Origin of the sequence: Nocardia speluncae NBRC 108251 (assembly GCF_001613245.1) — a bacterium.
Lineage (GTDB): Bacteria > Actinomycetota > Actinomycetes > Mycobacteriales > Mycobacteriaceae > Nocardia > Nocardia speluncae.
This window is the reverse complement of record NZ_BDBZ01000002.1, coordinates 766,443-789,379: the sequence shown is the minus strand read 5'-3', so window position 1 is coordinate 789,379 and position 22,937 is coordinate 766,443. Positions and strand designations below refer to the sequence as shown.

Below are 22,937 nucleotides of genomic sequence, written 5' to 3'. Positions count from 1 at the left end.
GTGGCCGATCTCGACCTGAACCTGCTGGTGGCGTTACACGCGCTGCTCGAAACGAACAGCGTCACCCGCGCCGCCGAACGGCTCAACACCTCACCGCCCGCCATGAGCCGCACGCTGGCCCGGTTGCGAAGGGTCTACGGCGACCCGTTGCTGGTGCGGGCCGGCCGCGAACTCGTGCCGACATCTCGCGCCCTCGAGCTGAGGTTCGAGGTGAGCGCGCTGGTCGAACAGGGCCGGGCGCTGCTGGCGAAACCGGATACCGTCGATCCCACGGCCCTGGTCCGCGGGTTCGCGCTGCATGTGGACGATGCGGTGCTACCCGAACTTGCCGGACAGCTGCTGACAGCGGTCAGAGCGCAGGCACCGGGCGTCACGCTCCGTTTCGTTCCGGCCGATGCGGCCGGGGCTGCGAGTGCGCTGCGGGACGGCCGTTTCGATGTCGAAGTCGGCGTGATCGACCCGGCCGACCCGCAGACCCGGGTGGAACGTGTCCGCGGCGACCGGCTGATCGGTGTCGCCACTCCGGGCCATCCATTGGTCGCGGACCGGGTCACTGTCGCCGCCTATGCCGCGGCCGCCCATATCAGTATCTCGCCGCGCGGAATCGCCCGTGGCGTGATCGACGATCGCCTTGCCTTGCACGGCCGCACCCGCAGAGTGGTGGCGACCGTGCCGGATCTCACCACCGCGCTGCTGGCCGTGCGGTCCGGTGCGGTGGTCTGCCCGGCGCCGGCCCTTGTCGCGAACACGACACTGCCCGCATTGGGGCTGTGTGCCTTCGAGATCCCGCTGCCGCTGCCGGAAATGACGATCTCGCTGGCTTGGCATCCGCGCAATACACCGGATCCGGCGCACGCCTGGCTGCGCACGTTGATCCGCACCGTTCTGAGGTCCGGTGATCCGGTGACCGGGACAGCGCGTGCCGACAAGGTTCGGCGGGTCCCACTTGGGTAACTGCTGGGCAGAAACCTGGCGCTGACCGGCAGTTGTGGCGCACTCTGGGAAGTGCCGGTGTGGTGGTCGGGCCGGTGCGGTGGGACGGGTTAGATGGGTGGTCGCATGCAGACGAAGCGGCGAACGGATATACGGTGTGGGCGCCGGACAATGCTGTCCGACCTGGGGATTCCGGACGGCCCGGGGCAGGGAGAGGCGGCCGAGGACAACACCGCACCCGGTTACGGCTGCCGCTGCGGACGTTGCGTCGAAGCCCAGTGGAATACCCAGCGCCTGAAGTATTGGCTGGCCGCCCGGCTGCTCGCTTTCGGAGCGGATGAGGCGGTGGTCGACCGGCCGTGCGGACCGCTGACCGTCGATGTGTGGTGGCGGCGCGGCACCGAGCTGTTCGCGATCGAGGTGCGTTCCGGGCCACTGACTCAGGAGCTCGCACAGCAGCACACGGACCAGTTGAAAGCCCTCGGGTACGCCGGGGTGCTGTGGCTGTGCGCACCGGGTTTCTGGGTGGCGCAGCTGCCTGCGCTCGGTATCGCCGATCTAGCGCCGGAGTCGTGTGAGTATCGCGCGGCGAGCGGGATGCTCGAGCTGGGATCCGAGGGTTCGGTGGTGCCGGGGGAGCGCCCGTACGAACTGCGTGAGTTCCTGCGTGAGTGGGTGGCGGGTGAGGTCGCGTGGGGTTACCGCGATCATTTGAGGAAGGGATGGGCGGCAGTGACCGACTGGGAAAAGCACACTCGCACACAGTCGCTGCTGCTCGAACAGCAGCGGCAGGAGCTGATCCACCAGCGCACCGCGCTGGCCGTTTCCCGGCAGGTGGTGCGGGAGAAGAAACAGCAGGTCGATCGCGCGCAGGCCAGGGTCGAGCGCACCGCGGCGAAGGCCCGTGAGCAGGCCGAGTCGGTGGCTGCGGTGGGGCGGCGGATCGCCGATCAGGAGCGGGTGCACCGCGCGCTGGAGGACACCATCCGCCGGCTACACAAAACCATCGACAACTGGCAGGTGGTGACGGTTTTCGTGATGCTGCTGCTGGCCACCTTCATCGCGGCGACCATATTCATCAAACCTTGACCGGTGCGGGAGCTTCCGGGTGCGGCTGATTCGCGGCCGACAGCTGAAACGGTGCGCGCTCCCACCGCCATTCGTGACGGACGGTGAGCGCCACGAGGTCGAGTGGTTCGAGCCCGTCGGCCCGCAGTTGCCGCAGTGCGTCCCGGCGCACCGGCCCGTCGGCGAGTAGCTCGGTCAATCGGTCGCGGACCGCTGCGGATACCGGATGTGTGGCGAGTTCCGGTTCCCCCACCGTGCTGCCGGTCCACAGCAGCCAGCCCCAGCCGTTCTCGTGCGCCCATTCCCGGGCGGTGCGTGCCTTCATCCGGTTCACGTGGAAGCCGATATGTCCCAAGGGCTGCACGTCGATGAGCACCCTGCGGCCGTCGGCGAGTTCGGTCACCAGGGTCGGGAAATGCACGTGCTCTTCGCCGTCGACCCGGTATCCGACGGCTTCGGGATATTCCTGGAATGTGCGGATTCGGTCGTCGGTGTCGAGTAGCCGCATCAGGCGCGCTTCCAGTCCGGAGTCGAAGCCGATATCGCGACCTGGTTTGTGCAGGTAGAACCGTCCGCGCCCGTCGTCGTCGAGATCGAAGGCGCGCGCCGCGGAGGTCGGCAGGGCGGCCGGCGACCCCGACCGGGCGGGCCAATCGATCCGGTGCGGCCACGGCGCGGGCGGCCCGGCGGGCGGACCGGTCTCGCGCAGTCGTGACAGCAGATGGTTGGTTTTCTTACGCCAGCCCACGATGCGCTGGGTGACATACCCCGCCACCCGTTTCGCGTCGGTCGCGTCGTGGCCCGCCAGCCGCAATTTGAGGTACGCGAGATCGTTCACGGCGATATCACCATCGGTGGCGTAGGTTTCGGCCAGCAGCGCCCGTGTCAGCACCGAATCCCGGGTCCCTACGGGGTAGCGCCGGGCGTACTCCGGAACGGGCAGCCGTCCCGAGCGCGCGGTATGCCGCAGTAGTTCGCCTGCTGCCTTGGTGTGCAACTGGCGGGCCCGATCCCGGGAGAAATCGAACCGGGCCCCGATCCGCGTCAGTGTTTCGGGCCGTTCCCCGGCGATCCCGAGCCGGTACCGCAGGATGGCGGCGGCGCGTTCCCGATCGACCCCGTAATCGTCGACCAGCTCTCCGAGGGCATGTGCGCACTCCTCCAGTTCGAAGGAAAGGTGATCCCGCAGATCATCGGGAAAGTCCGCCACGTCGTTGCCCGCCTTCCCGGATACATCGGCACGCACTGGCTCCGCTTGCACAACACCCCTTCGGGACTCCGGTTCACCGGCCGGCTCGAGTTCGTGTGGGCAAGCTTAACGGCGGGTACCGACAGGACCCGGCGCAGCCACGCAATGCCGGCAGCGCATGTATCGGCTTACCGTCGCAGATCAGGTCACCGCCGTTGCCGTGTGATCTAATGGGGTTTGCCGAGAAGATGCTGATAGAGGACCGATCCGGGCGACGCTCCCGCAGCGGCCGTCCGCACCGGACGCCGTCCGCCACCGGACTTCGGATTCACTCCACGGGCGGCGGCGTGCCGTTCCGACCGTCCGATGTGGAGGCGCTCGTGCTGCATACCGATATCCCGACCCGCAGTGAGATCAAGGCCCTCGCCGGTGTCACCGACACCGTCTGCGTTTCCATCTACACACCCACCGAGTCCGATACCGCCGACCCGGACCGCAACCGGATCGCCTTCTGGAACCAGGTGCGGCGAGCGCTCGATCGGGTCACCGATCCCGAGGCTCGCATGGCGCTGGAAGAAGAATTCGACGCCCATATCGACGACGCTGCGTTCTGGCGTTTCCAGTCGCGCACGCTGGTGGTGCTCGCGACGCCCACCCGTATCCGCAGCTATCGGGTTCCGAATCAGTTGAATGCCTCGGAGACCGTCGGCAGCCGCTTCGAACTGAAGCCGCTGCTGCGGGCGGTGACTTTTCCGCAGGCCGCCTTCGTCCTCGCCTTGGCCGAGGGCGGTGTCCGGCTGGTCGAGGTGAGTGCCGACCGTCCCGCCCGTACGGTGCCGGTCCCCGGCATGCCGACCAGCGCCGCCGACCATGCCGGCAAGGCGAGCCTCGGCGATCGCGCCCCGAAGCGCCGCGTCCAAGGAGACGAAGGCCGCAAGATGCGAGCGCGGCAATTCGCCCGCGCCGTGGACACCGAACTGCGCGATCTGCTCACCGGTCGCGACACCCCGTTGATCCTGGCCGCCACCGAACCCATCAATGCCCTGTTCCGCTCCGTGAACAGCTACGACCGTCTGCTCGACGAGAGCATCCCCGGAAACCCGGAACATACGTCCGACCACGAGCTGGCCGCCCGCTCGCGGGAAGTCCTGGACCGCTACTACGCCGCTCAACTGGCCGACCTCGTGGATTTGGTCGAAATCCGGCGTGGCGAGGGCCGGGCCGCCACCGATGTGTCCGATCTGGCGCGGGCGGCCTCCGCCGGAGCCGTCGACACCCTGCTGGTAGATATCGATGCCTCGGTCCCCGGAACGGTAACCGCCGACGGCGCGGTCACATTCGGCGATTCCGCGGCCGCGGAATCCCCCGGGGTCCTGGACGAGATCAGCCGTCGTGTGCTGCTGACCGGTGGTGATGTGCTCGCCGTACGCGCGGCCGACCTCCCTGAGGGCGCGCAGCTCGCCGGTATCCTCCGCTATGCTCCGTAGGCCGGCCCGGATAGCAGAAAAGGCACTTTCGATAGTCTCGAAAGTGCCTTTGACCTGGTGATGCGATGGTGCGCGATACTGGGATTGAACCAGTGACCTCTTCCGTGTCAGGGAAGCGCTCTCCCGCTGAGCTAATCGCGCGAGGTGGAGACGGGAATCGAACCCGTGTGCACGGCTTTGCAGGCCGTTGCCTCACCACTCGGCCACTCCACCGCGCAAAGGGAGGAAGGCATTTTCTATGCGCCTGGCCCTACCTCTCGAGCGGATGACGGGATTCGAACCCGCGACCCTCACCTTGGCAAGGTGATGCGCTACCAGCTGCGCTACATCCGCATTTGCATCCTCGGTGGCTCGCTGTCCTCCGTGGTGCGAGACAGAACATTAGCCGACGTACGCCGAAACCTACAAATCGCCTGGTAGGGGAGTGTGAATGACACGGTTGTCATTCACGTGTTCGGAGGCCGGCGGGGAGTGGATTGTGGATACAGCCGATGGGAGGCCCAGTGTCCTACAGATCCGGCCGAGGAGCGTGTGTCACCGAAGTGAATGACATGGGGGTGATTTGGCGGCGGGTGGGTGGTGCATGTTAAGGTTCCATCTCGTTCGGATGGTGAGGAAGACGCCGCCGAGCGAATAGCCTCGGTCCCATAGCTCAGCGGGAGAGCGTCCGCCTCACACGCGGAAGGTCGCTGGTTCGAAACCAGCTGGGACCACTCGAATACGCCCTGATATATCCATTTCAGGGCGTATTTCTTTGTCGTCCGACTGTTCGGGAGGTAAGGCCGTGATCGACCGCTTCGTACCCCCGTTTTCCGGTGTCTATCGCGCGGGGATCGTCTCCGGTGAGGCATTGGTGGGCGGTGGTCTGCGCACAGGTGGGTCGGCTCCCCGCCTGCCCTGATAGGCCTGACCTTCTCGCGTCGAGGCTCCACGGCCACGAGTGGCAAGCCGTACGCAGCGACACCGTAGGCGCTCTCGACGGTGGAGGGCGCGGGGAACACCAATGCGGGCGACCAGGGATAGACGACGCGGGTTCTCGCTAGCGGAGCAGCGCGCCGCCTTGTTCGGCGGTGACAAGGTCGAGCATCGCAACGATGCTCGGGTTCCAGCGGCACCAGGATCCGGTAGAGCGCGGCATAGGCCTCGGTCTCGACCCCGGCGCGATAGAGCGGCAGGGTGAGGGCGGAGCAGGCGCGGTCGGCGAGCGCGAGCAATCGCTGGTGATCCGGAATATTCTGCCGTGCGCCCACGGCTCGGCCCTCGACCCGGAGCTGCATCCGGGCATGGTTGTTGCGCTTCGACGCCCCGCGATTACGCCAGCACCGCGCGCACAGCGTATTGGGCGATTTCTCCGGCGATTCGATGACGCTCGTCTGCGGAATCGGCCGGACCGTCCGGCTGGAACCACACGTGCATCCAGTTCACTATGCCGAGTGTCGCTTTTACGAGCAGATTGATGTCGGCATCACGGAACACCTGACCCTCGACGCCGTCCTCCATCACCTTCACGTAGTAGGACTCGAACGTCTGCCGCATCTCGAAGATTCGAGCTACCGCATTGTCCTTGTGTCGTCCTTCGGCAGCCAACCCGACTTCGATGTGCATCTGCGCCGGCCCCATATAGCTCGCTCGGTTCATGAGGTGCATTGCGTGCTGGTGCACCATCTCCCGCAGCTTCTCCTCCGGGCCGATGTCATCGCGTTCGGCCGCAGGGCCCACCGCCTCCAGGGCCCATTCGAGCGCTTGGTGGTGGATGCCGATGAACAGGTCACCTTTGGTTCGGAAATAGTGGTAGATCCGACCTTTCGTGCAACCCAGTACATCGGCCACATCGTCGATCGAGGTGGCCGCGTACCCTCTCTCCGAGAATGCCAGTGCCGCAGCGTCGAGGATCTCGTGAGCACTCGCCCGCTTCTTCGGATCCAATTTGCTGATCCGGCCGTTGCCAAATCCCTCCGTCACACCTACATCCTACTCAGACGAATGTCATCGGTTGTACGCTGGTCGTTCCGCTCCGTGTTACCGGTTCCTGACCGGGCTCCATCCATGGAGGGGGTCGCCGGTTGCCGGTGCGGCTGAGGGCGGGATAAGCGTACCGGGACGGCGGGCCGCGTCGCATAGCGTGCACTGCCCACGCCGATTCTGGGCGGACGAGGCATCAACGTGGCTTTTCATCTGTCGCTCTTCGGGGCGATAGGCCGGTCTTGCCGTCCCCGTCCTGGAGTGTGCGGTATCGATCCGGTCCGGCTATTCGCCGGTCCAGGTGGGACTGCGTTTCTCGGCAAATGCCCTGGCACCCTCCATGGCGTCGGCGGAGGTGAGTACAGGGTCGACAAATTTTTTCTGTGCGGCGAATGCGTCCGCGCTGCTGTATTCGACCGACATCGAGACGATCTGCTTGCTGGTGCGAATGGCGAGCGGTCCGTTGGCCGCTATTCTTGCGGCCAGCTCTTCGGCTGCCGCCAGGGCTCGTCCTGGTTCGGTCAGGGTGGTGACCATGCCGTGGGCGTGAGCGGTGGCCGCCGACAGGGGTTCGCCGGTGAGGGCCAATTGCATGGCAAGGTGGTACGGCACCACTTTCGGGAGTCGCAACAAGCCGCCTGCTCCCGCGACCAGACCGCGTTTTACCTCGGGAAGGCCGAACTTCGCGTCTCGCGCTGCGACGATCAAATCGGCGGTCAGGGCGAGTTCGAACCCTCCGGCCAGGGCCCAGCCCTCAACCGCTGCGATCAACGGCTTTGCCGGCGGACTCTCGGTGAGCCCGCCGAAGCCCCTTCCGGGCAGGATCGGGACCTCGCCGCGGGTGAACGCCTTGAGGTCCAGTCCCGCGCAGAATGTTCCGCCGGCTCCTGTGAGAATGGCGACGCTCGCGTCTTTACGGGATTCGAATTCGTCCATGGCGGCGGCGATGCCGTGAGCCACTTCCAGATCGACCGCATTGCGTTCACGTGGTCGATTGATGGTGATGACGGCGATTTTGTCTGCATATTCGATCGATACTGTGGACATCGGCTGTTCCGTTCTGTGTATCGGATACTTCTCGGGGTAGTGCGTGGTGCGCAGGCCGGGCGTGTTGGGCGCCGAAACGGCAGGGTCGGCCGAATCTGTCGACACGGGAGCGAGCAAGTGGCTGCTCGTGGGGCGGAGCCGTCGATCGACGCGACGGATCGGGCATGAATCGGTGGACTCGATCGGCTCGGTCGAAAGCCTGCGTGGTTGCGGCGAATAGGTGGTGCCCGTTCGGGCTTCGCGCAGTGATCTGATGCCGGGGGCTATGTTCGTTCGACGTGTGGGTGCCGCGAATATGTGAAGATCCGGTGCCTCCCCTCGGGGGCAATTCGGGAACATCAGCAAACTACTGCGTAGGTTTTAGTGGGTCAAGGCCACGTGGCGCCGCTGCCCGCCGTCTGTGATGTGGATGGCCGGCAGGGCTTCTGGTCTCGATTCGAGGTCTGCGTGAGGGTGTCGCTCGTCGGCCGCTCGTCCTTGACGGTGCAACCTACGCAGTAGTATGTTTCTGGGAGGAGGTCATTCCATGCACTTTGCACTCTCTGAGGACCAAGTCCTCCTTCAGCGGACAACCGAAGAGATCAGTGCGCAGCTGTTCTCCAACCCCTCGGTTCCAGATCTGCTCACAGGCGGCACAGCGTTACGTGCTGCGGTGTGGAAGACACTGGTGGAGCTCGATTTGGTGGGTTTGCTCATTCCGGAGGAATACGGTGGTGGGGGCGGTTCGGTTCTTGATGCCTGCCTGGTAGCCGAGGTGCTCGGCCGCCACATCGCCCCCGTGCCCTATGTCGGAACGGCTATCGCGGCAGCGAGCCTGCTTCGGTTCGCCGGGGGCCCGGCGGCCGATCTGGCCCGGCTGGCGGCGGGGGAGGCCCACTCTGTGTTGTTGGGTTCCACACTCGAAGTGCCGGAAGGCACGGCAACGATCGCGTTCGACTGGAGCGCCGGTGCTCGTGGTGTCGCGCTCTCGTCGGACGGCGTGGCCGCCGCGCACGAGCTTTCCGGAGCGGTTCCGTTCGAGGGCATCGATCCATTGCATCCGCTGAGTCGCGTCCAGCCGATTCCCGCAGTGGTTGCCACCGATGACGGGGACCGCAGGGCGTGGGCTGCGGCGTGGGTCGGTGCCGCGGCATTCCTTCTGGGGCTTGCCGACGGCGCATTGAAGCAGGCTGTGGACTATGCCCGGCAGCGCGAGCAGTACGGCCATCCGATCGGCTCGTTCCAGTCGATCCAGCATCTGTGCGCGGAAATGCTCTTCCGGGTGGAGTCGTCTCGCTCCATCACCTATGGGGCGTCGTGGGCGGTCGACCACGCCCCGATCGACGAAGTGGAGCGGTTGGCATCCGCTGCGAAGTTCTATGCCGGATCGGCGGCCGTAGAAGTCTGCGAAACAGCCATCCAGATTCTCGGTGGCATCGGAGTGACCCAGGAGCACAGCGCCCACTTCAGGCTGCGCAGTGCCCACCTTTTCCACTCGGCTTTCGGTGGCAGTGATGCGCCGCTGCTGCTGCTCGCCGATCGCGCTCTCGAAACCGTTTGAGGACACCTACCTTATGGATCTGTACGACACTCCAGCAGAAGCTGAGTTCCGTAGCCGGCTACGCGCCTGGCTCGCGGACAACGTTGCGGCCGAACCCGAGCCCGCGGTGCTTGCCGAACGGTGGCCGTTCATGCGGGAGTTCCAGCAGCGTCTCTATCGAGACGGATGGGTGGCCTTGTCGTACCCGAAGAACGTGGGAGGGCAGGGGCTCGGACTCATGGAAGAAGCGATCCTGAGTGATGAGCTCGGCAGGGCCAACGCGCCGACTCTGCTCCCTTTGGGACACCTTGGCCGACCGCTGTACGCCTATGGAACCCCGGAACAGCAAGAACGGTACCTCCGACCGCTGCTGGCCGTCGAAGAAATATGGTGCCAGGGGTTCTCGGAGCCGTCGGCAGGTTCCGATCTCGCGGCACTGCGGACCACCGCGACTCGCCGGGGGGACGAGTGGGTGATCTCCGGTCAGAAGATATGGACCAGCTATGGCGGGTATGCCGACTACTGTCTCCTCCTCGCGCGCACCGACCCCGATGCGGTTCGTCACCAAGGAATTTCGGCGTTCATCGTGCCATTGACGTCGTCCGGTGTGACAGTGCGGCCGATCGTCTTGGCGAACGGCGATGAAGAGTTCGCCGAGATCCATTTCGACGACGTACGGATTCCTGCCGCGAACCTACTCGGCCGGCCGAACGAGGGATGGCGCATCGCAATGGATGTCGTCAACTATGAACGCGGTGCGGTCGACACCGGATACCTGTCGAAGTTCGCGCGGTATATCTCCGAACTGGCCGGCATCGTGAAGGCGCAGTCATCATCACCGGACCGCGCTGTACTGCGTGAACTCGGGGCAGCGGCCGCTGGAGTCGAGGTGCTCAGGATGCACTGCCTGCGCCGCTTGAGCGACCGTATCTCGACGGCTCGGCCCGGACCCGAATGTTCGATCGACAAGTTACTGATGACCGAGGTCGAGCAGCGCCTGATGAACGCGGCCTCGAGTCTGCTGGCCGATACCGATATCGATGCCGGCAGTCGCCCCCAGTGGTTCGACCGCTACCTCTACGGGCGCGCGAGCAGCATCTACGGAGGTTCTGCCCAGATCCAGCGCAACATTCTCGCCCAACGCTTGCTGGGATTGCCGCAGGCGTCCAGAGCATGATCGAAGGAAACCTCATGAAATCTATTCCACGCTCGGCCGTCGTCACCGGTGCGGCCCGCGGCATCGGCGCGGCAATCGCGCTGCGACTGGCTCGGGACGGCTTTGCCGTCGGTGTCGTCGATCTCGACGCCGACCAGTGTGCAGCGACGGTGGCATCTATCGAGGCGGTGGGGGGAAAGGTCGCGGTGGCCGGCGCGGATGTCAGCCGGTCGGAGGAGGTCGCCGCCGCCGTCGAGCAGATCGCCGATCAGCTGGGCGGCCCGACAGTCCTGGTCAACAATGCGGGCATCACGCGCGACAATCTGTTGTTCAAGATGTCGGAGGACGAATGGGACAGCGTTTTGGGGGTCCACCTGCGCGGGTCGTTTTTGATGGCCCGTGCCGCGCAGCGCTACATGGTCGAGGCCGGGTGGGGCAGGATCATCAATATCTCCAGTACTTCCGCGCTGGGTTCGCGAGGCCAGGTGAATTACTCGGCAGCGAAAGCAGGTCTACAAGGCTTCACCAAGTCACTGTCCGCGGAGCTGGGTAGGTTCGGCATCACCGCCAATGCCATTGCTCCCGGGTTTGTCGTGACCGATATGACCCGTGCTTCCGCGGAGAAGGTCGGGCTGTCCTTCGATGAGCAGGTGGAGAAGGCCCTGGTGAAAATTCCGATCGGGCGACCGGGCCGACCCGAAGACGTAGCCAACGTGGTCTCGTTCTTCGCCGGTGAGGATTCGGCGTTCGTCTCGGGACAGGTGCTCTACGTGGCCGGTGGACCCCGCGGATGACTCGTGTTTTCGGCAACGCCGCCGACCTTGTTGCAGCACAAGGGGAGACCATCGGGACCAGCGATTGGTTCACCGTCACCCAGCAGCACATCGATAACTTCGCCGACGCCACGTTCGACCACCAATGGCTCCACGTGGACCCTGAGCGGGCGGCGCGGGGTCCGTTCGGTACTACCATCGCGCACGGCTACCTGACGTTGAGCTTGCTCCCGTACCTGACGGCTCAGATATCCCGTATCGACAACGTCGAGATGCGGATCAACTACGGCTTGAACAAGGTCCGCTTTCCGTGGCCGGTCTCGGTCGGCTCCCGTGTCCGCGCTCGCTCGGCGATTCTGAGCGTTGATGTACACGAGCAGTATCTACAGGTCGTTACGCAGGTAATCATCGAAATACAGGGCCAGGAAAAGCCGGCCTGTATCGCGGAAACCGTCGCGCGTATCGTGCTGTGACTCTGATATCACCCCGGTGTGCGGGCCGGGGTGAGGGTTGTGGCGCTCGACAGCGGGATATCGCGAGAACGCGACAGGCATTCGACTGCTCGTTCCCGGGCGGCGTTCTCGGTCGCAGCGCGTATGTCTACGGGCGGATGCCCATTCCGGGGCACAGCGGAACCGGGCAGTCGACGGTCGCGGCTATCGCCAATTCGGCGTCGATGGCCGCAGCGATGTCGGCGGCGAACGCGGTGGCGCGCCGAGTGTCGAAGTCGACGTTGACCGCTACGACCTCGAGGGTGCACGCGATCTGCTCGGTCGTATTGTTGACCAGGAGTATCAGGCAGTACACGACCTTGTCGCTGCGCTCGACAACCCGGGAATGCACTGACACTCGATCGCCGACCGACGTTTCCGCGTAGTAGCGGAGATGGTGCTCGGCGACGAAGAAGCCTTGTCGGCGAGTCGCGCGGTATGTGTCATCGATGCCGATTCGTTCGAAGACCTCCTTGACTCCGTCGCCGCACAGGGTGAAGTAGTGCGTGACGTTCATATGACCGTTCTCGTCCTCGAACGATGCGGGAACCACAAAGGGACCTCGTTCGAGTGGTAACCGGCCGAGTTCGCGATAGCTGGGAACTGTCGCGCTGCGGGTCATCCTCTGAGCCTAACCAGTCGCGGCTTCCAAAACAACCTACGAAGTAGTATGTTTCTCCGAAGGTGGCGGCCTCGTGAGCCCCACTGACCGGTCACCAGCGGATCTGGGTACCGCCCTCGATGCATCGCCGCGGTCATCTGTCGTGGTGCGGGAAAGGCGGGCGGGCAACGTCGGACGAGACTAGGCTCGATCGGCTCGGTGTCGTACCGGGAAGCGATTCCCAAGCCGTTGAGCCCTCCGATCCGGGGTAGGCCGGTCGGATACGGCCGCCACGGGTTACCAGGACCTATATCGGAAGGAATGACGTCGGCGTGTGCTGATGTCTCCGGGATGCCGCCAGCGCGAGAAATCGATAGGAAAGAGGATGCACATGGCCGGAGTATTCGCTCTCGACGTCATCGGCATCGGCGACGCTCTCCGGCGTCGACGTGTACGCCGGAAGTCCAGTACTGCCGGGAATGTGTGTCCCTCGGCACACGCTCGGATGCCGAGGGCTCGGTCATGAACTTCGCCGGCACCGATCACCTGCTGTCCACCACCCGAGCAGTCCGCCGTCGGCTCGACCTGAAGCGCCCCGTTGAACGTGAGGTCATCCTCGAATGCCTGAGACTCGCGATCCAGGCTCCCACCGCAAGCAATATGCAGTCATGGCGCTGGCTCGTCATCGACGATCCTGGTGTTCGTGCCGAGGTCGCGGAAATCTACGTACGGGGAACAGCTTCGCGAATCGAACGACGGCGCGACCACGCAACTGATCCGCAGAGCCGTCGTGTCTACGACAGTGCGCTGTATCTGACTACGATCCTCGATCGAGTTCCCGCATTGATAGTGCCGTGTGCCGAGGGACGGCTCGACGGCCCGCGGGCGCTGGATCCCGCCGTCTTCTATGGATCTATCTTCCCGGCGATCTGGAGCCTGCAACTGGCTCTGCGCTCCCGCGGACTCGGGTCGGTGATGACGACACCATTCCTCGGCGACCAAGAAGCGCTGTACATGCAGGCCCTCCGTATCCCGGCTACCGTCACACCCGTCGCACTGCTCCCTGTTGCCTACACGATCGGGGACGAGTTCAAGCCGGCGAAACGTCCTCCTGTCGAGACTATTACGCAGTGGAATCGATGGACGGAGTAATCGCGCCGCTTCAACAGTAGGTTCGTACCGCTGTCGGCCGGGCTCTCGTAGTCGCAGATGCCGGCGCTGAGGCAACTGCCCAGAGCGTCCGCGCCCCGGTCGCTGCGTCGCCCGGGGCAGCGTTGTGTACCGCGGGAGGAGCGGTAGTCGCCGCAAGTGCGGCGCCCGGAGCCGAGTCCTGGCTCCGGGCGGTGGCAATCCGAGAAGCTATCGAATTCCGGTGACGAGTTGCCACAGGCCCGCGGTCCCGGCGGACAACGCACGTTGTCCCAGCTCGCCAGACCATTGCTCCTCGTTACCGATTTCATCCCGCCAAGCCCACAACCGTGTCGTACTGAGCCGCAGGGAGTGTTCCTCGGTGTAGCCGAGTGCACCATGAATTTGATGTGCCAAGGCGCTTACCAGACCGGCGGCCTGGCCGGTGACTATTTTGGCAGCCGCAACGGCAGCTGCGTCGCCCCCAGCGTCGATTATGAGAGCCGCAGCTTCCACGGCCACCTTCGACAGCAGTGTTTCGGCGGCCATCGAGGCAAGATGCTGCTGTATCGCTTGGAATTTCGCGATCGGCCTGCCGAACTGCTCACGCTGACCCGCATAGGTGATCGAGAGCTCCAGCGCTCGGCGGGCCGCACCGGAGGTCAGTGCCGCGCGGGCGAGGGCCGACCGATTCCGGAAGTTCTGCGCGGAGATCTCGGATTCCGGCGGTAGGTCGTGAATCTGCGCGGCCGGCACGGTCGCGGTGATGAGCACGTCGTCGCGCGGCTCGCCGGCCAGATTGATTCCTTCGCTGACCGCGAAATCCCCACGCCGCAGCACGAGTACACGGCGTCCGTCGAGCACCACGACGTGACCGGCACACCGAGCCCAGGGCACACGGGCGATCGTTCCACTGACCGCCACGCTCTCGCTCCCGGCTCCGATCCGGAGATCCGGGCCGGCGAGGCAGGCGGTCATCGGCCCTGTGGGGAGGACCGCATCGGTGCCTGCGAGTAACCAACCGGCGAGTAGCGCGGTCTCGGCCAGTGGGACCCTCGCCGAGAACTGCCCGAGTACCTCGAGTACCGCCACGGCGGTGGACACATCACCACCCGCTCCGCCATTTTCTTCGGCGACGGCGACCATGGTCACCCCGATCTGGTCGAGTGCCGTCCACAGCCGGCTGTTCCATGAGCCCGCAGGAGCTGCGGAGACAGCGTCGGCATCGCTGTATTTCGTGCACGCGTCACCGACTGCGGCGACCAGTTCTTCGATGATGTCGCTCATCGCACTCCCAATTGTTTGGCGACGATGCCTCGCAGGATCTCGTTTGTACCGCCACGTAGCGTGAAACCGGGGCTGTGCAGTATCGACTCGGCCAGCATCCGGGGGACCTCCTGGTTCGAACCGTGGTCGGGTTCCAGCCTTGTGAGAAGCCGGACCGTCTCGACGACAAGGTTCTCGAAACGCGTTCCGAGATCTTTGACCGTTGCGGCTGCCACCGCCGGTGCTGCGCCGGTCTCCAATTGCCCGGCCACCGCCAGTGACATCTGGCGCAACGCCCAGAGGCGGGCGACCACAGCGCCGAATCCGGGCGCATCGGTTCGGGGGTTGTTCTTCGCCAGATGGTCGGTGGCCGCGGCGAGTAGAGGGAATGTCGACAGGATCCGCTCGGGACCGCTGCGCTCCATCGCGAGCTCGCTTGTCACCTGGTCCCAGCCCGAGCCCGGTTCGCCGAGCACTCGTGCGTCGGCGACGAAGACATCGTCCAGGACCACCTCGTTGAAGTGGTGTTCACCGGTGAGCAACCGGATCGGCCGAATACGCACATCGGGATGCGGCAGTTCGATGATGAACTGGCTCAGACCGGCGTGCCGGTCGTCGGTCCGTTCCTCGGTACGGGCCAGCACTATCAGTACATGGGCCAGATGCGCACCGCTGGTCCAGACCTTGGTGCCGTTGAGACGCCAGCCGCCGTCGACCCGCTGTGCACGGGTGCGCACAGACGCCAGATCGGAGCCGGTGTCGGGCTCGCTGAGACCGACAGCGAAATAGCACTGCCCGCCGGCTATCCGAGGAAGGAAGGTGTGCTTCTGCTCGGGCGTGCCGTATCGCAGGATTCCGGGCCCGGACTGTCGGTCGGCGATCCAGTGGGCAGCCACAGGTGCACCGGCCGCCAGTAGCTCTTCGGTGACGACGAACCGTGCCAGCGCACCGGCCCCTGTCCCTCCGTACCTGGCCGGAAGTGCCATGCCGATCCACCCGCGTTCGCCCAGCCTGGCGCTGAACTCTGCGTCCCATCCACCGAGCCATTGATCGCAATGGGGTACGAACCCACCGGTCGAGAGTTCCTCGTCCAGAAACGCTCGAACGTCGCGCCGCAACGTCTCGTATCTGTCCGGAAGCACGACCGGGGGGAGATTCCAAAAATTCATCAGCTACTCCTTCCTGGTCAGCGCACCGCCCACCGGCCGGTGAAGACCGGAGCGGCGGTTTTGTCGAGGAAAGCGCGATAGGCGGCGGGAACATCCTCAGTGGCCAGATTTATTGCTTGTGCACGCGCTTCGTTCTCCAGAGCTTCGTGCAGGGTCAGGTCGACGCCTCGGTGTAACAGGGCTTTCGTCTGGGCCAGCGCGATCGGCGGCAGTTCGGCCAGGCGGCCGGCGAGGCCGGTGGTGAACTCTGCGAGTTCATCACCGGGTTCGACCCATGTCACCAGGCCGAGTTCCAGCGCCTGTTCGGCGCTGATCATCTCGGCGAGCATCGCCAAGCGTTTGGCTTGTTGCATTCCGATGAGTCGCGGCAGGATCCACGATCCGCCGAAATCGGGGGAGAGACCGCGGCGGACGAATATCTGCGAGAACCGAGCCGACTGTGCGGCGACGACGAAATCGCAGGCCAGTGCGAGGTTCATGCCCGCACCGACGGCAACACCTTCGACCTTGGCGATAACCGGCTTCGGAAATTCGTGCAGGGCAATGGCAACCTTGTTGATCCGGCGCATTCGTACGTTGGGATGCTCTTCGCGGGAACGCTTTCCGAGGTCTGCGCCGGCGCAGAAGTTTCCACCGGCGCCGGTGATGGTCACCACTCGAATGCTGTCGTCGCCGGCGAGGGATTCGAGCATATCGTGCAGTGTGGTCCAGCCTTGTTGGTCCAAAGCGTTTCTGCGGTCGGGACGGTTGAGAGTCAATGTCGCGGTCGGGCCGTCGTGAGTTACGAGTACGGCGCTGCTCGGGTCGGCGACCGCAGTCGGGTCTGCTGTCATTTCTGTTCCTTTCAGCGCCCTTGGAAGACCGGCGGACGCCGATCACGGAACGCCGACATTGCCTCGGCCGAGTCCTGAGTGCTGCGAACGACACCCATATGTGAAGAGATCAGGTCCAGGGCGGTGCGTAGATCGCTGCGTGCCGACTGGTAGGCGGCACGTTTGATCATCCGAATGTTGATCGGAGGTTGCGCGGCAAGCCGCTGCGCGAAGCTCCGCCAAGCGTTCTCGAAGTGCTCGTCCGGGTAGACGTGATCGGCGATGCCGATGCGGGCAGCGGTGTCGGCGTCGATGAAATCGCCGGTCCACATCAGTTCGAGGGCACGGGCCATTCCGACAAGGCGGGGAAGGAAGTAGCAGCCCCCGTCGCCCGGGACCAATCCGACCCGAATGTACCCCTGTGACATTCGGGCCGACCCGGCGACGAACCGCATATCGCACATCAATGCCATATCCATGCCGGCGCCGACGGCGGTGCCGTTCACTGCCGCGATCACCGGCTTGTCCATATCCTCGAGTGCGTAGGCCACCCGGTGGATACGATCGTTGAGCAGCGATTTGAGGTCGTAGGGCTCTTTGATCCTGGCGTTGTATTCGTCCAGATCGATCCCGGAGCAGAAAGCGTCGCCCGCTCCTGTGACGACAACGACGCGGACGTTCGGGTCGGCGCGTGCCGATTGCAGCGCCTCGGCCCACCTATCGACCATCTCGAATGTGAAGGCGTTCTTGACGTCGGGCCGGTTGAGGAGAATCGTGCCGATTCCATCGGCGATGGAGTATTCGAGATCCGCCATTCTTCGTTTCCTTATCAGATGTTGATGCCCGGGGTGACGAGGGCTTTCGCGGGCTGTAGCGTCGCTACAGGACTCAGCTCGGTTCCGACCAGCGATTCCATCGCGCGATGGATTCGATCGGGGTGCGTTCGGCGGGTTTGAATTCGTCCCCGACGGTATATGCGACCGGCACCATCGCGATCGGTGTCATATCGTGCGGGAGATGCAGGATTTCGGTGTACTGCTGTTCGTATTCGCCGTGGAACGGTGTGGTGAGCACAGAGCCCAGGCCGCGCGACCGGAGCGCGAGCTGGAAGCTCCAGATCGCCGGGAAGATCGAGCCGTAGAACGCTGCGGGATATGTCGAGCCGGGTTCATCGAGCCGCCCCTGTACGCAAGGTACGACAAGTACGGGCACTCGTGCCAGCACCTCGACGAGATATCGGGCGCTGTCGTATACGCGTGTGGTTTGTGCGTCGGGCGACAGTGCATATCGCTGGTCGAGAACCGGACCGGTGTTGCGGGCGTACAGGTCGGCAACCTGTGCGCGGACGGCAGGGTCATCGAGCACCAGCCAGCGCCAGCTCTGTTTGTTACTGCCGGTGGGTGCCTGTAGCGCCAGGCGCAGGCACTCGAGGATGATCTCGCGCGCGACCGGCCGGTCGAGATCGAGCCGACGCCGTACCGCGCGGGTTGTGGACAGTAGGTGATCGGTGATCGCGGTATCCATCGGACCTCCGTGTGAAGTATCGCGGCTATGCGGGTTTTTCGGCGGTCTTCTCGGCTTTCGCAAGGAATTCGGCGACACGGGTTTTGATGTCGTCGGTACCGAAGGATTCGTGCTCGGCGGCCAGGGCGAAGTTGAGGACCGAGTTGGCGGAGTCGAGTAGGTGCATGTTGAGGGCGCGTTTCGTATCGCGGACAGCTTGGGCAGGGAGTTCGGCGAAGCGGTGCGCTATGGCTTTGGCGGTGTCGAGAACGTCGGTGGTGGGGACGACCCTGTTGCACAGGCCCAGTCGGTGGGCGTCGGCGGCAGGGATCCGGTCGCCGAGAAGGATGTATTCCTTGGCGGTGAGCATGCTGGTGAGCCATGGCCAGGTAACGGCGCCGCCGTCGCCGGCGACGAGGCCGATGGCAACGTGCGGGTCGCTCAGGAAGGAGTCCTCGGACATGACGACGAAGTCCGACATGGACGCGAGGCTGCAGCCGAGCCCGACAGCGGGGCCGTTGACCGCGGCGACGACGGGTAGTTCGCAGGACAGCATCGCCCGAGCCAGCCGTTCGCCTTCGCGGATATCTCGCCGTCGCGCGGTGGGGTCGTTGTAGTTGCGGATGAAGTTGGGTACGTGACCGCCGGCGCTGAAGGTGCGGCCCGCGCCGGTGAGGACCACGGCACGTGCCTCTTCGTCGTCGATCAACAGGTCCCAGACTCGCCGCATCGCGGTGTGCATGGCGTCGTCGAAGGAGTTCAGCTCCGCTGGGCGGTTCATCGTCAGGATGCGGAGCGGCCCCTCGGCTTCTATCTGTAGGACCGGCGCCAAACTTGTGTAGTCCATTGCTTGTGTCTCCTCGGATTTCGAATGCTGGTCGCTGGTGGTACCGGGTAACGGCCCACAGGATCGTAGACAACCTACTCGGTAGTATGTCACACTGGGCAAGCTGGAGCACGGCAATAGAGAAATGGACGCGCATGTCACAGGTTGTCATCGTCGATGCTGTTCGATCGCCTATCGGAAAGCGGAAAGGCGGTCTGGCTCACATGCATTCGAACGAACTGCTCGGCGATGTACTCGCCGGACTGCTCGAGCGAAACGATCTCACCGGTGCCGAAGTCGACCACGTAGTGGGTGGGTGCGTCCTGCAGCTCGGAATGCAGGCCGCGAACGTCACCCGAAACGCGTGGCTGAGCGCCGGGCTTCCATTGGAGGTTCCGGCGGCGACGATCAATGCACAGTGTGGTTCATCGCAGGAAGCATTGCGGATGGCGCAGGCTCAGATCGCGAGCGGGGAAGCCGATATCGTGATTGCCTGTGGCGTGGAGGTGATGAGCCGGATTCCGTTGGGTAGCAACGTTCCCCGGGAAGGGCGATACGGCAATCCGCGTGACGGCCGGTACGCCACGGTGCACGAGCCCACGATTCAGTTCGAGGGCGCGGATCGCATCGCCGAGCACTGGAATCTGGACCGCTCCTTACTCGACCGGTACGCCGAGACTTCGCAGAATCGGGCGGCGCTCGCATGGGAGCAGAACCGGTTCGGCTCACAGATCATTGCCATCGAGGCTCCGGTCGTCGATGATCACGGCCGGGCCGTCGGCACGAAGAAGATCACCCGAGACGAGGGAATGCGGCCGACAACCACTGAAGGCCTCGCGCAGCTCCGAACGGTGCAGCCCGGTCGGGTGCCTGCGGGCCGCCATACGGCCGGCAACTCCTCGCAGGTCTCCGACGGTGCGAGTGCAGTCCTGTTGATGAGCAGCGAAAAGGCGGACCGTTTGGGATTGCGGCCGCGCGCGCGAGTCGTCGGGTCGGTCCTGGTCGGGACGGATCCGGTTCTGATGCTCACGGGGCCGATCCCGGCAACCGAGAAGATTCTGGCCCGCGCCGGTCTCGGGCTGTCCGATATCGACGTGGTCGAGATCAACGAAGCATTCGCTTCGGTTGTGTGCGCATGGGCATACGAGTATGGAGCCGATATGGACCGGGTGAACGTCAATGGTGGTGCAATAGCCCTCGGGCACCCGGTCGGGGCCACCGGCACGATTTTGATCACCAAGGCGCTCTATGAACTGGAGCGAGTGGGTGGTCGCTTCGGATTGACCACGATGTGCTGCGGCGGCGGACTGGGAACTGGAACGATTATCGAACGCTTGTCGTAATTATTCGGATTACTCTGTGAGTTCGGAAGCACGAACGGTACATGAATTCGCCGGATATCGACGAATCGTCGCTCGATCTGTTTATGCTTCGATTTCTTGAATGGAACTGAGAACTATGACCGATATATCAGCGCAGCCGTGGATGACAGGCGAAGCGGCGGATCTGTTCGCGATGGCCACCGAGTTCTTCGGCCGTGAGGTTCCTGCCGGCCGAGAGAAATGGGAAGCCCAGCAGCATGTCGACCGATCCTTCTGGCGCAAGTGCGGCGAACTCGGGCTTCTGTGTGTGAATGCGCCCGTCGAGTACGGGGGCGGCGGCGGATCATTCCTGCACCAGGCGACGATTCAGGAAGCATATGCTCGCCTGGGTGACCGTTCGTGGGGGAATACGATTCACAGCGGCGTAGTGGCCGATTATATTTCGGACTATGGCACCGGCGAGCAGTGTCGCCGCTGGCTTCCGAAAATGGCCACCGGTGAGATGCTCGGTGCGCTGGCGATGACCGAGCCTTCGGGGGGCTCGGATCTCAAGGCGCTGCGCACCAGGGCTGTTCGAACGGACGAAGGTTGGCGTATCAGCGGGAGCAAGACGTTCATCACCAACGGCGGCAGCGCCGATCTGGTCCTTGTCGCATGTTCCACGGATCCGTCGAAGGGTTCCAGGGGTATTTCCCTCGTTGTCGTCGAGGCGAAGGATGCGGCCGGCTTCACTCGTGGCAGGCCGCTGAGCAAGCTCGGGCAGCATGGCGCGGATACCACCGAACTCCACTTCGACGATGTCCTTGTTCCCGCGAGCAACCTGCTCGGTCAGGAAGGGCAGGGGTTCGCGATCATGATGGGCAAGCTCCCGCAGGAGCGCCTGATGATCGGGATCACCGCGGTGAACGCGATCGAGCTGGCAGTTGCCGTGACCACCGATTACGTTGCCGAGCGGAATGCCTTCGGCGGTCCGCTCCTGGACAAGCAGCACGTTCGCTTCGAGCTGGCCGAGTGCGCGACCCTGGCGAAGGTCGCTCGTGTGTTCCTCAACGAGTGCATACGAGTCCACCTCTCGGCGGGCCTGGATCTCGCGACGTCGTCTATGTGCAAGTGGTGGCTGACCGATATTCAGTGTCAGGTCGTGGATCGTTGTCTTCAACTGCACGGTGGATACGGCTATATGACCGAGTACACGATCGCCCGCCTCTACGCCGATGCCCGAGCGCAGCGTATTTACGGTGGTACGAACGAGATCCAGAAGGAGCTGATCGCTCGGTCGTTGAAAGCGACCGGACGGTATTGACGAAACCTCCTACGGAGTAGTATGTTTTTGAAGAAGTCTTCCGGTAGCACATTCCGGGTAGCTGTACCCGAGCCTCGCCGCCTTCGCGTCGTCGGTCGACACAGCCCTTCTTCGGTCGAAGAATGCATAACCGCGATGAGTTTTCTTTCATTGCGCTGTCCCCAAGGGAGGATCTTCGGTGACAACACAGCGGGCTCTCGACGGCATTGTTGTCCTGGATCTCAGCCAGGTCTACAACGGTCCCTACTGCACCATGCTGCTGGGCCAGCTCGGTGCCGAGATCATCAAGATCGAACCGTTCGGTGGCGAACCTGTGCGCTGGCGCGTTGTCGGCGAGCAGCAGACGGCAGCCTTCGACCTGCTCAACGGCGGGAAGAAGAGCGTGCGACTCAATCTCAAGCACCCGCGTGGGCGAGAATTGTTCCTGAGTCTGGTCGAGCGTGCCGATGTCGTCGTCGAGAACTTCAGTCCCGGGACACTGCAGCGACTGTCCCTCGGCTATGACGTGCTGGCCCGAGCCAACGCGGGCATCATCCTCGCGACGGGGCGTGGGTACGGTGCCGGTACACCACAGTCCGAGCAACGTGCGATGGATCTGACAATCCAGGCGGTCACCGGGGTCATGGCAACCACCGGTCAGCCGGATCAGCCGCCGACCAAAGCGGGGCCCGCGGTCGCGGACTTCTTCGGTGGAACCCATCTGCTGGCCGCGATCACCACGGCGCTTTACCAGCGCACGGTGACAGGTAATGGGCAGCACGTGGAAGTTGCGATGCAGGACGCTGTGGTCCCGTCGTTGACCTCGAGTATCGCCGGCTACCTCGACAGCGGGGGAGCTCTGCCGGAACGTACCGGTAACAAACACAGCGGATTGGCGGTATGCCCGTACAACGTGTACCCGGCGGCCGACGGCTGGGTGGCGATCTTGTGCATGAACGATGGGCACTGGCAGTCGCTGTGCCGGCTCATGGGCCGCGGAGAGCTCGCCGAGGACCCGGCGTTCGGATCACCGCCGGCGCGAGTTGCCCAGATGGACAAGCTCGACGAGATCGTCGCGGCCTGGACCGCCGAGGTCACCAGGCAGGAGCTCGTCCGGCGTTTGCAGGACGTCGGTGTGCCCTGTTCGCCTGTTCTCAGTTTGTCCGATGTCATGACGGGACCGCTGGTCGGCGCCGACGGCATGATCCGGCCGGTTCTCGATCCGACCGGCCGTACGACGTACGCGCTCGGTAATCCCCTGCGCCTGCCCGCATCACCGCCAGTGCCGGCTACCGCGGCACCGGCTCTCGGTGCCCACACCGACGAGGTCCTGCGGGAACAACTCGGTATCGCTGCCGCCGAGCTGGAGCGGCTCCGTCACGACAATGTTGTTTAGGAGAGGT

General features: G+C 64.3%; 21 protein-coding genes and 4 tRNA genes. 12 read left to right on the top strand and 13 right to left on the bottom strand.

Annotation, left to right across the window (positions count from 1 at the left end; all coding sequences use genetic code 11):
- Both NS6_RS06445 and NS6_RS06440 read left to right on the top strand, forming a co-directional pair.
- A complete protein-coding gene (locus tag NS6_RS06445) occupies nt 1-954 on the top strand; it encodes a LysR family transcriptional regulator (protein ID WP_068037583.1) in 954 nt (317 codons plus the stop codon).
- A gap of 150 nt (nt 955-1,104) precedes the next feature.
- Entirely contained in the window at nt 1,105-2,022 is a 918-nt protein-coding gene (locus NS6_RS06440) for a hypothetical protein (RefSeq protein WP_245669147.1), read from the top strand.
- Here NS6_RS06440 and NS6_RS06435 read toward each other — a convergent pair.
- Nucleotides 2,012-3,262, bottom strand: coding sequence for a sigma factor-like helix-turn-helix DNA-binding protein (locus NS6_RS06435; protein ID WP_245669146.1), 1,251 nt, complete (start codon nt 3,260-3,262; stop codon nt 2,012-2,014). The two genes, NS6_RS06440 and NS6_RS06435, sit on opposite strands and share 11 nt — an antisense overlap.
- Nucleotides 3,263-3,537: 275 nt before the next feature.
- On the opposite strand from NS6_RS06435, the gene NS6_RS06430 reads away from it, so the two are divergent.
- Nucleotides 3,538-4,677: a baeRF11 domain-containing protein gene (locus NS6_RS06430; protein WP_245669145.1), complete on the top strand. Its 1,140-nt coding sequence runs from the start codon at nt 3,538-3,540 to the stop codon at nt 4,675-4,677.
- A gap of 66 nt (nt 4,678-4,743) precedes the next feature.
- Here the strand turns inward: NS6_RS06430 and NS6_RS06425 are convergent.
- The 3 genes from NS6_RS06425 to NS6_RS06415 all read right to left on the bottom strand — a co-directional run bounded on the left by NS6_RS06425 (nt 4,744) and on the right by NS6_RS06415 (nt 5,010).
- Nucleotides 4,744-4,818: transfer RNA gene (locus tag NS6_RS06425), tRNA-Val, on the bottom strand.
- Between the two features lies 1 nt (nt 4,819).
- Nucleotides 4,820-4,890, bottom strand: a tRNA-Cys gene (locus tag NS6_RS06420).
- Between the two features lie 47 nt (nt 4,891-4,937).
- Nucleotides 4,938-5,010 (bottom strand) — tRNA-Gly (locus tag NS6_RS06415).
- Between the two features lie 308 nt (nt 5,011-5,318).
- On the opposite strand from NS6_RS06415, the gene NS6_RS06410 reads away from it, so the two are divergent.
- A tRNA-Val gene (locus NS6_RS06410) sits at nt 5,319-5,390 on the top strand.
- A gap of 598 nt (nt 5,391-5,988) precedes the next feature.
- Here NS6_RS06410 and NS6_RS06405 read toward each other — a convergent pair.
- Together NS6_RS06405 and NS6_RS06400 are read right to left on the bottom strand one after the other, a co-directional pair.
- Nucleotides 5,989-6,639: a TetR/AcrR family transcriptional regulator gene (locus NS6_RS06405; protein WP_068037574.1), complete on the bottom strand. Its 651-nt coding sequence runs from the start codon at nt 6,637-6,639 to the stop codon at nt 5,989-5,991.
- A gap of 285 nt (nt 6,640-6,924) precedes the next feature.
- Complete coding sequence (locus tag NS6_RS06400) at nt 6,925-7,686, bottom strand: crotonase/enoyl-CoA hydratase family protein (protein ID WP_068038166.1); 762 nt, start codon at nt 7,684-7,686, stop codon at nt 6,925-6,927.
- 526 nt (nt 7,687-8,212) lie between these two features.
- Between NS6_RS06400 and NS6_RS06395 the strand changes: the two genes are divergently transcribed.
- The 4 genes from NS6_RS06395 to NS6_RS06380 are packed head-to-tail and all read left to right on the top strand — an operon-like array spanning nt 8,213 to nt 11,607.
- On the top strand, nt 8,213-9,226 hold the full coding sequence (locus NS6_RS06395; protein WP_068037571.1) for an acyl-CoA dehydrogenase family protein: 1,014 nt from the start codon (nt 8,213-8,215) through the stop codon (nt 9,224-9,226).
- Nucleotides 9,227-9,239: 13 nt separating this feature from the next.
- Nucleotides 9,240-10,382, top strand: a complete 1,143-nt coding sequence (locus NS6_RS06390; RefSeq protein WP_068037569.1) for an acyl-CoA dehydrogenase family protein — start codon at nt 9,240-9,242, stop codon at nt 10,380-10,382.
- A 14-nt stretch (nt 10,383-10,396) separates the two neighbouring features.
- Nucleotides 10,397-11,155 (top strand): 3-oxoacyl-ACP reductase FabG, encoded by a 759-nt coding sequence (gene fabG, locus NS6_RS06385; protein ID WP_210746615.1) that lies wholly within the window; start codon nt 10,397-10,399, stop codon nt 11,153-11,155.
- A complete protein-coding gene (locus tag NS6_RS06380; protein ID WP_068037563.1) occupies nt 11,152-11,607 on the top strand; it encodes a MaoC family dehydratase in 456 nt (151 codons plus the stop codon). Before fabG ends, NS6_RS06380 begins: the two co-directional genes overlap by 4 nt.
- A gap of 127 nt (nt 11,608-11,734) precedes the next feature.
- Here NS6_RS06380 and NS6_RS06375 read toward each other — a convergent pair whose 3' ends face one another.
- On the bottom strand, nt 11,735-12,247 hold the full coding sequence (locus NS6_RS06375) for an acyl-CoA thioesterase (protein ID WP_068037560.1): 513 nt from the start codon (nt 12,245-12,247) through the stop codon (nt 11,735-11,737).
- A gap of 501 nt (nt 12,248-12,748) precedes the next feature.
- Between NS6_RS06375 and NS6_RS06370 the strand changes: the two genes are divergently transcribed.
- Nucleotides 12,749-13,378, top strand: coding sequence for a nitroreductase family protein (locus NS6_RS06370; protein ID WP_068038163.1), 630 nt, complete (start codon nt 12,749-12,751; stop codon nt 13,376-13,378).
- Nucleotides 13,379-13,585: 207 nt separating this feature from the next.
- Here NS6_RS06370 and NS6_RS06365 read toward each other — a convergent pair whose 3' ends face one another.
- From NS6_RS06365 to NS6_RS06340, 6 genes are all read right to left on the bottom strand, one after another.
- A complete protein-coding gene (locus NS6_RS06365) occupies nt 13,586-14,641 on the bottom strand; it encodes an acyl-CoA dehydrogenase family protein (RefSeq protein WP_084470654.1) in 1,056 nt (351 codons plus the stop codon).
- On the bottom strand, nt 14,638-15,789 hold the full coding sequence (locus NS6_RS06360; protein WP_068037557.1) for an acyl-CoA dehydrogenase family protein: 1,152 nt from the start codon (nt 15,787-15,789) through the stop codon (nt 14,638-14,640). Before NS6_RS06360 ends, NS6_RS06365 begins: the two co-directional genes overlap by 4 nt.
- A 17-nt stretch (nt 15,790-15,806) precedes the next feature.
- Nucleotides 15,807-16,622, bottom strand: coding sequence for an enoyl-CoA hydratase/isomerase family protein (locus tag NS6_RS06355; protein WP_068037554.1), 816 nt, complete (start codon nt 16,620-16,622; stop codon nt 15,807-15,809).
- An 11-nt stretch (nt 16,623-16,633) separates the two neighbouring features.
- Nucleotides 16,634-17,416 (bottom strand): enoyl-CoA hydratase/isomerase family protein, encoded by a 783-nt coding sequence (locus NS6_RS06350; RefSeq protein WP_068037552.1) that lies wholly within the window; start codon nt 17,414-17,416, stop codon nt 16,634-16,636.
- Between the two features lie 73 nt (nt 17,417-17,489).
- Nucleotides 17,490-18,125 (bottom strand): nitroreductase family protein, encoded by a 636-nt coding sequence (locus tag NS6_RS06345; RefSeq protein WP_068037548.1) that lies wholly within the window; start codon nt 18,123-18,125, stop codon nt 17,490-17,492.
- 25 nt (nt 18,126-18,150) lie between these two features.
- On the bottom strand, nt 18,151-18,951 hold the full coding sequence (locus NS6_RS06340) for an enoyl-CoA hydratase/isomerase family protein (protein ID WP_068037544.1): 801 nt from the start codon (nt 18,949-18,951) through the stop codon (nt 18,151-18,153).
- A 134-nt stretch (nt 18,952-19,085) separates the two neighbouring features.
- Here NS6_RS06340 and NS6_RS06335 point away from each other — a divergent pair, with 134 nt between their 5' ends.
- The 3 genes from NS6_RS06335 to NS6_RS06325 all read left to right on the top strand — a co-directional run bounded on the left by NS6_RS06335 (nt 19,086) and on the right by NS6_RS06325 (nt 22,930).
- A complete protein-coding gene (locus NS6_RS06335; protein ID WP_068037541.1) occupies nt 19,086-20,273 on the top strand; it encodes an acetyl-CoA C-acyltransferase in 1,188 nt (395 codons plus the stop codon).
- A gap of 115 nt (nt 20,274-20,388) precedes the next feature.
- Entirely contained in the window at nt 20,389-21,555 is a 1,167-nt protein-coding gene (locus tag NS6_RS06330; protein WP_068037538.1) for an acyl-CoA dehydrogenase family protein, read from the top strand.
- 178 nt (nt 21,556-21,733) lie between these two features.
- Nucleotides 21,734-22,930: a CaiB/BaiF CoA transferase family protein gene (locus tag NS6_RS06325; RefSeq protein WP_068037535.1), complete on the top strand. Its 1,197-nt coding sequence runs from the start codon at nt 21,734-21,736 to the stop codon at nt 22,928-22,930.
- Nucleotides 22,931-22,937: the final 7 nt, after the last annotated feature.

Excerpts from the sequence above, each read along its gene's own strand:
- NS6_RS06440 (WP_245669147.1), top strand. The coding sequence starts at position 1,105 with ATGCTGTCCGACCTGGGGATTCCGGACGGCCCGGGGCAGGGAGAGGCG.
- NS6_RS06400 (WP_068038166.1), bottom strand. The coding sequence starts at position 7,686 with ATGTCCACAGTATCGATCGAATATGCAGACAAAATCGCCGTCATCACC.
- NS6_RS06395 (WP_068037571.1), top strand. The coding sequence starts at position 8,213 with ATGCACTTTGCACTCTCTGAGGACCAAGTCCTCCTTCAGCGGACAACC.
- NS6_RS06390 (WP_068037569.1), top strand. The coding sequence starts at position 9,240 with ATGGATCTGTACGACACTCCAGCAGAAGCTGAGTTCCGTAGCCGGCTA.
- fabG (WP_210746615.1), top strand. The coding sequence starts at position 10,397 with ATGAAATCTATTCCACGCTCGGCCGTCGTCACCGGTGCGGCCCGCGGC.
- NS6_RS06380 (WP_068037563.1), top strand. The coding sequence starts at position 11,152 with ATGACTCGTGTTTTCGGCAACGCCGCCGACCTTGTTGCAGCACAAGGG.
- NS6_RS06375 (WP_068037560.1), bottom strand. The coding sequence starts at position 12,247 with ATGACCCGCAGCGCGACAGTTCCCAGCTATCGCGAACTCGGCCGGTTA.
- NS6_RS06370 (WP_068038163.1), top strand. The coding sequence starts at position 12,749 with ATGAACTTCGCCGGCACCGATCACCTGCTGTCCACCACCCGAGCAGTC.
- NS6_RS06365 (WP_084470654.1), bottom strand. The coding sequence starts at position 14,641 with ATGAGCGACATCATCGAAGAACTGGTCGCCGCAGTCGGTGACGCGTGC.
- NS6_RS06360 (WP_068037557.1), bottom strand. The coding sequence starts at position 15,789 with ATGAATTTTTGGAATCTCCCCCCGGTCGTGCTTCCGGACAGATACGAG.
- NS6_RS06355 (WP_068037554.1), bottom strand. The coding sequence starts at position 16,622 with ATGACAGCAGACCCGACTGCGGTCGCCGACCCGAGCAGCGCCGTACTC.
- NS6_RS06350 (WP_068037552.1), bottom strand. The coding sequence starts at position 17,416 with ATGGCGGATCTCGAATACTCCATCGCCGATGGAATCGGCACGATTCTC.
- NS6_RS06345 (WP_068037548.1), bottom strand. The coding sequence starts at position 18,125 with ATGGATACCGCGATCACCGATCACCTACTGTCCACAACCCGCGCGGTA.
- NS6_RS06340 (WP_068037544.1), bottom strand. The coding sequence starts at position 18,951 with ATGGACTACACAAGTTTGGCGCCGGTCCTACAGATAGAAGCCGAGGGG.
- NS6_RS06335 (WP_068037541.1), top strand. The coding sequence starts at position 19,086 with ATGTCACAGGTTGTCATCGTCGATGCTGTTCGATCGCCTATCGGAAAG.
- NS6_RS06330 (WP_068037538.1), top strand. The coding sequence starts at position 20,389 with ATGACCGATATATCAGCGCAGCCGTGGATGACAGGCGAAGCGGCGGAT.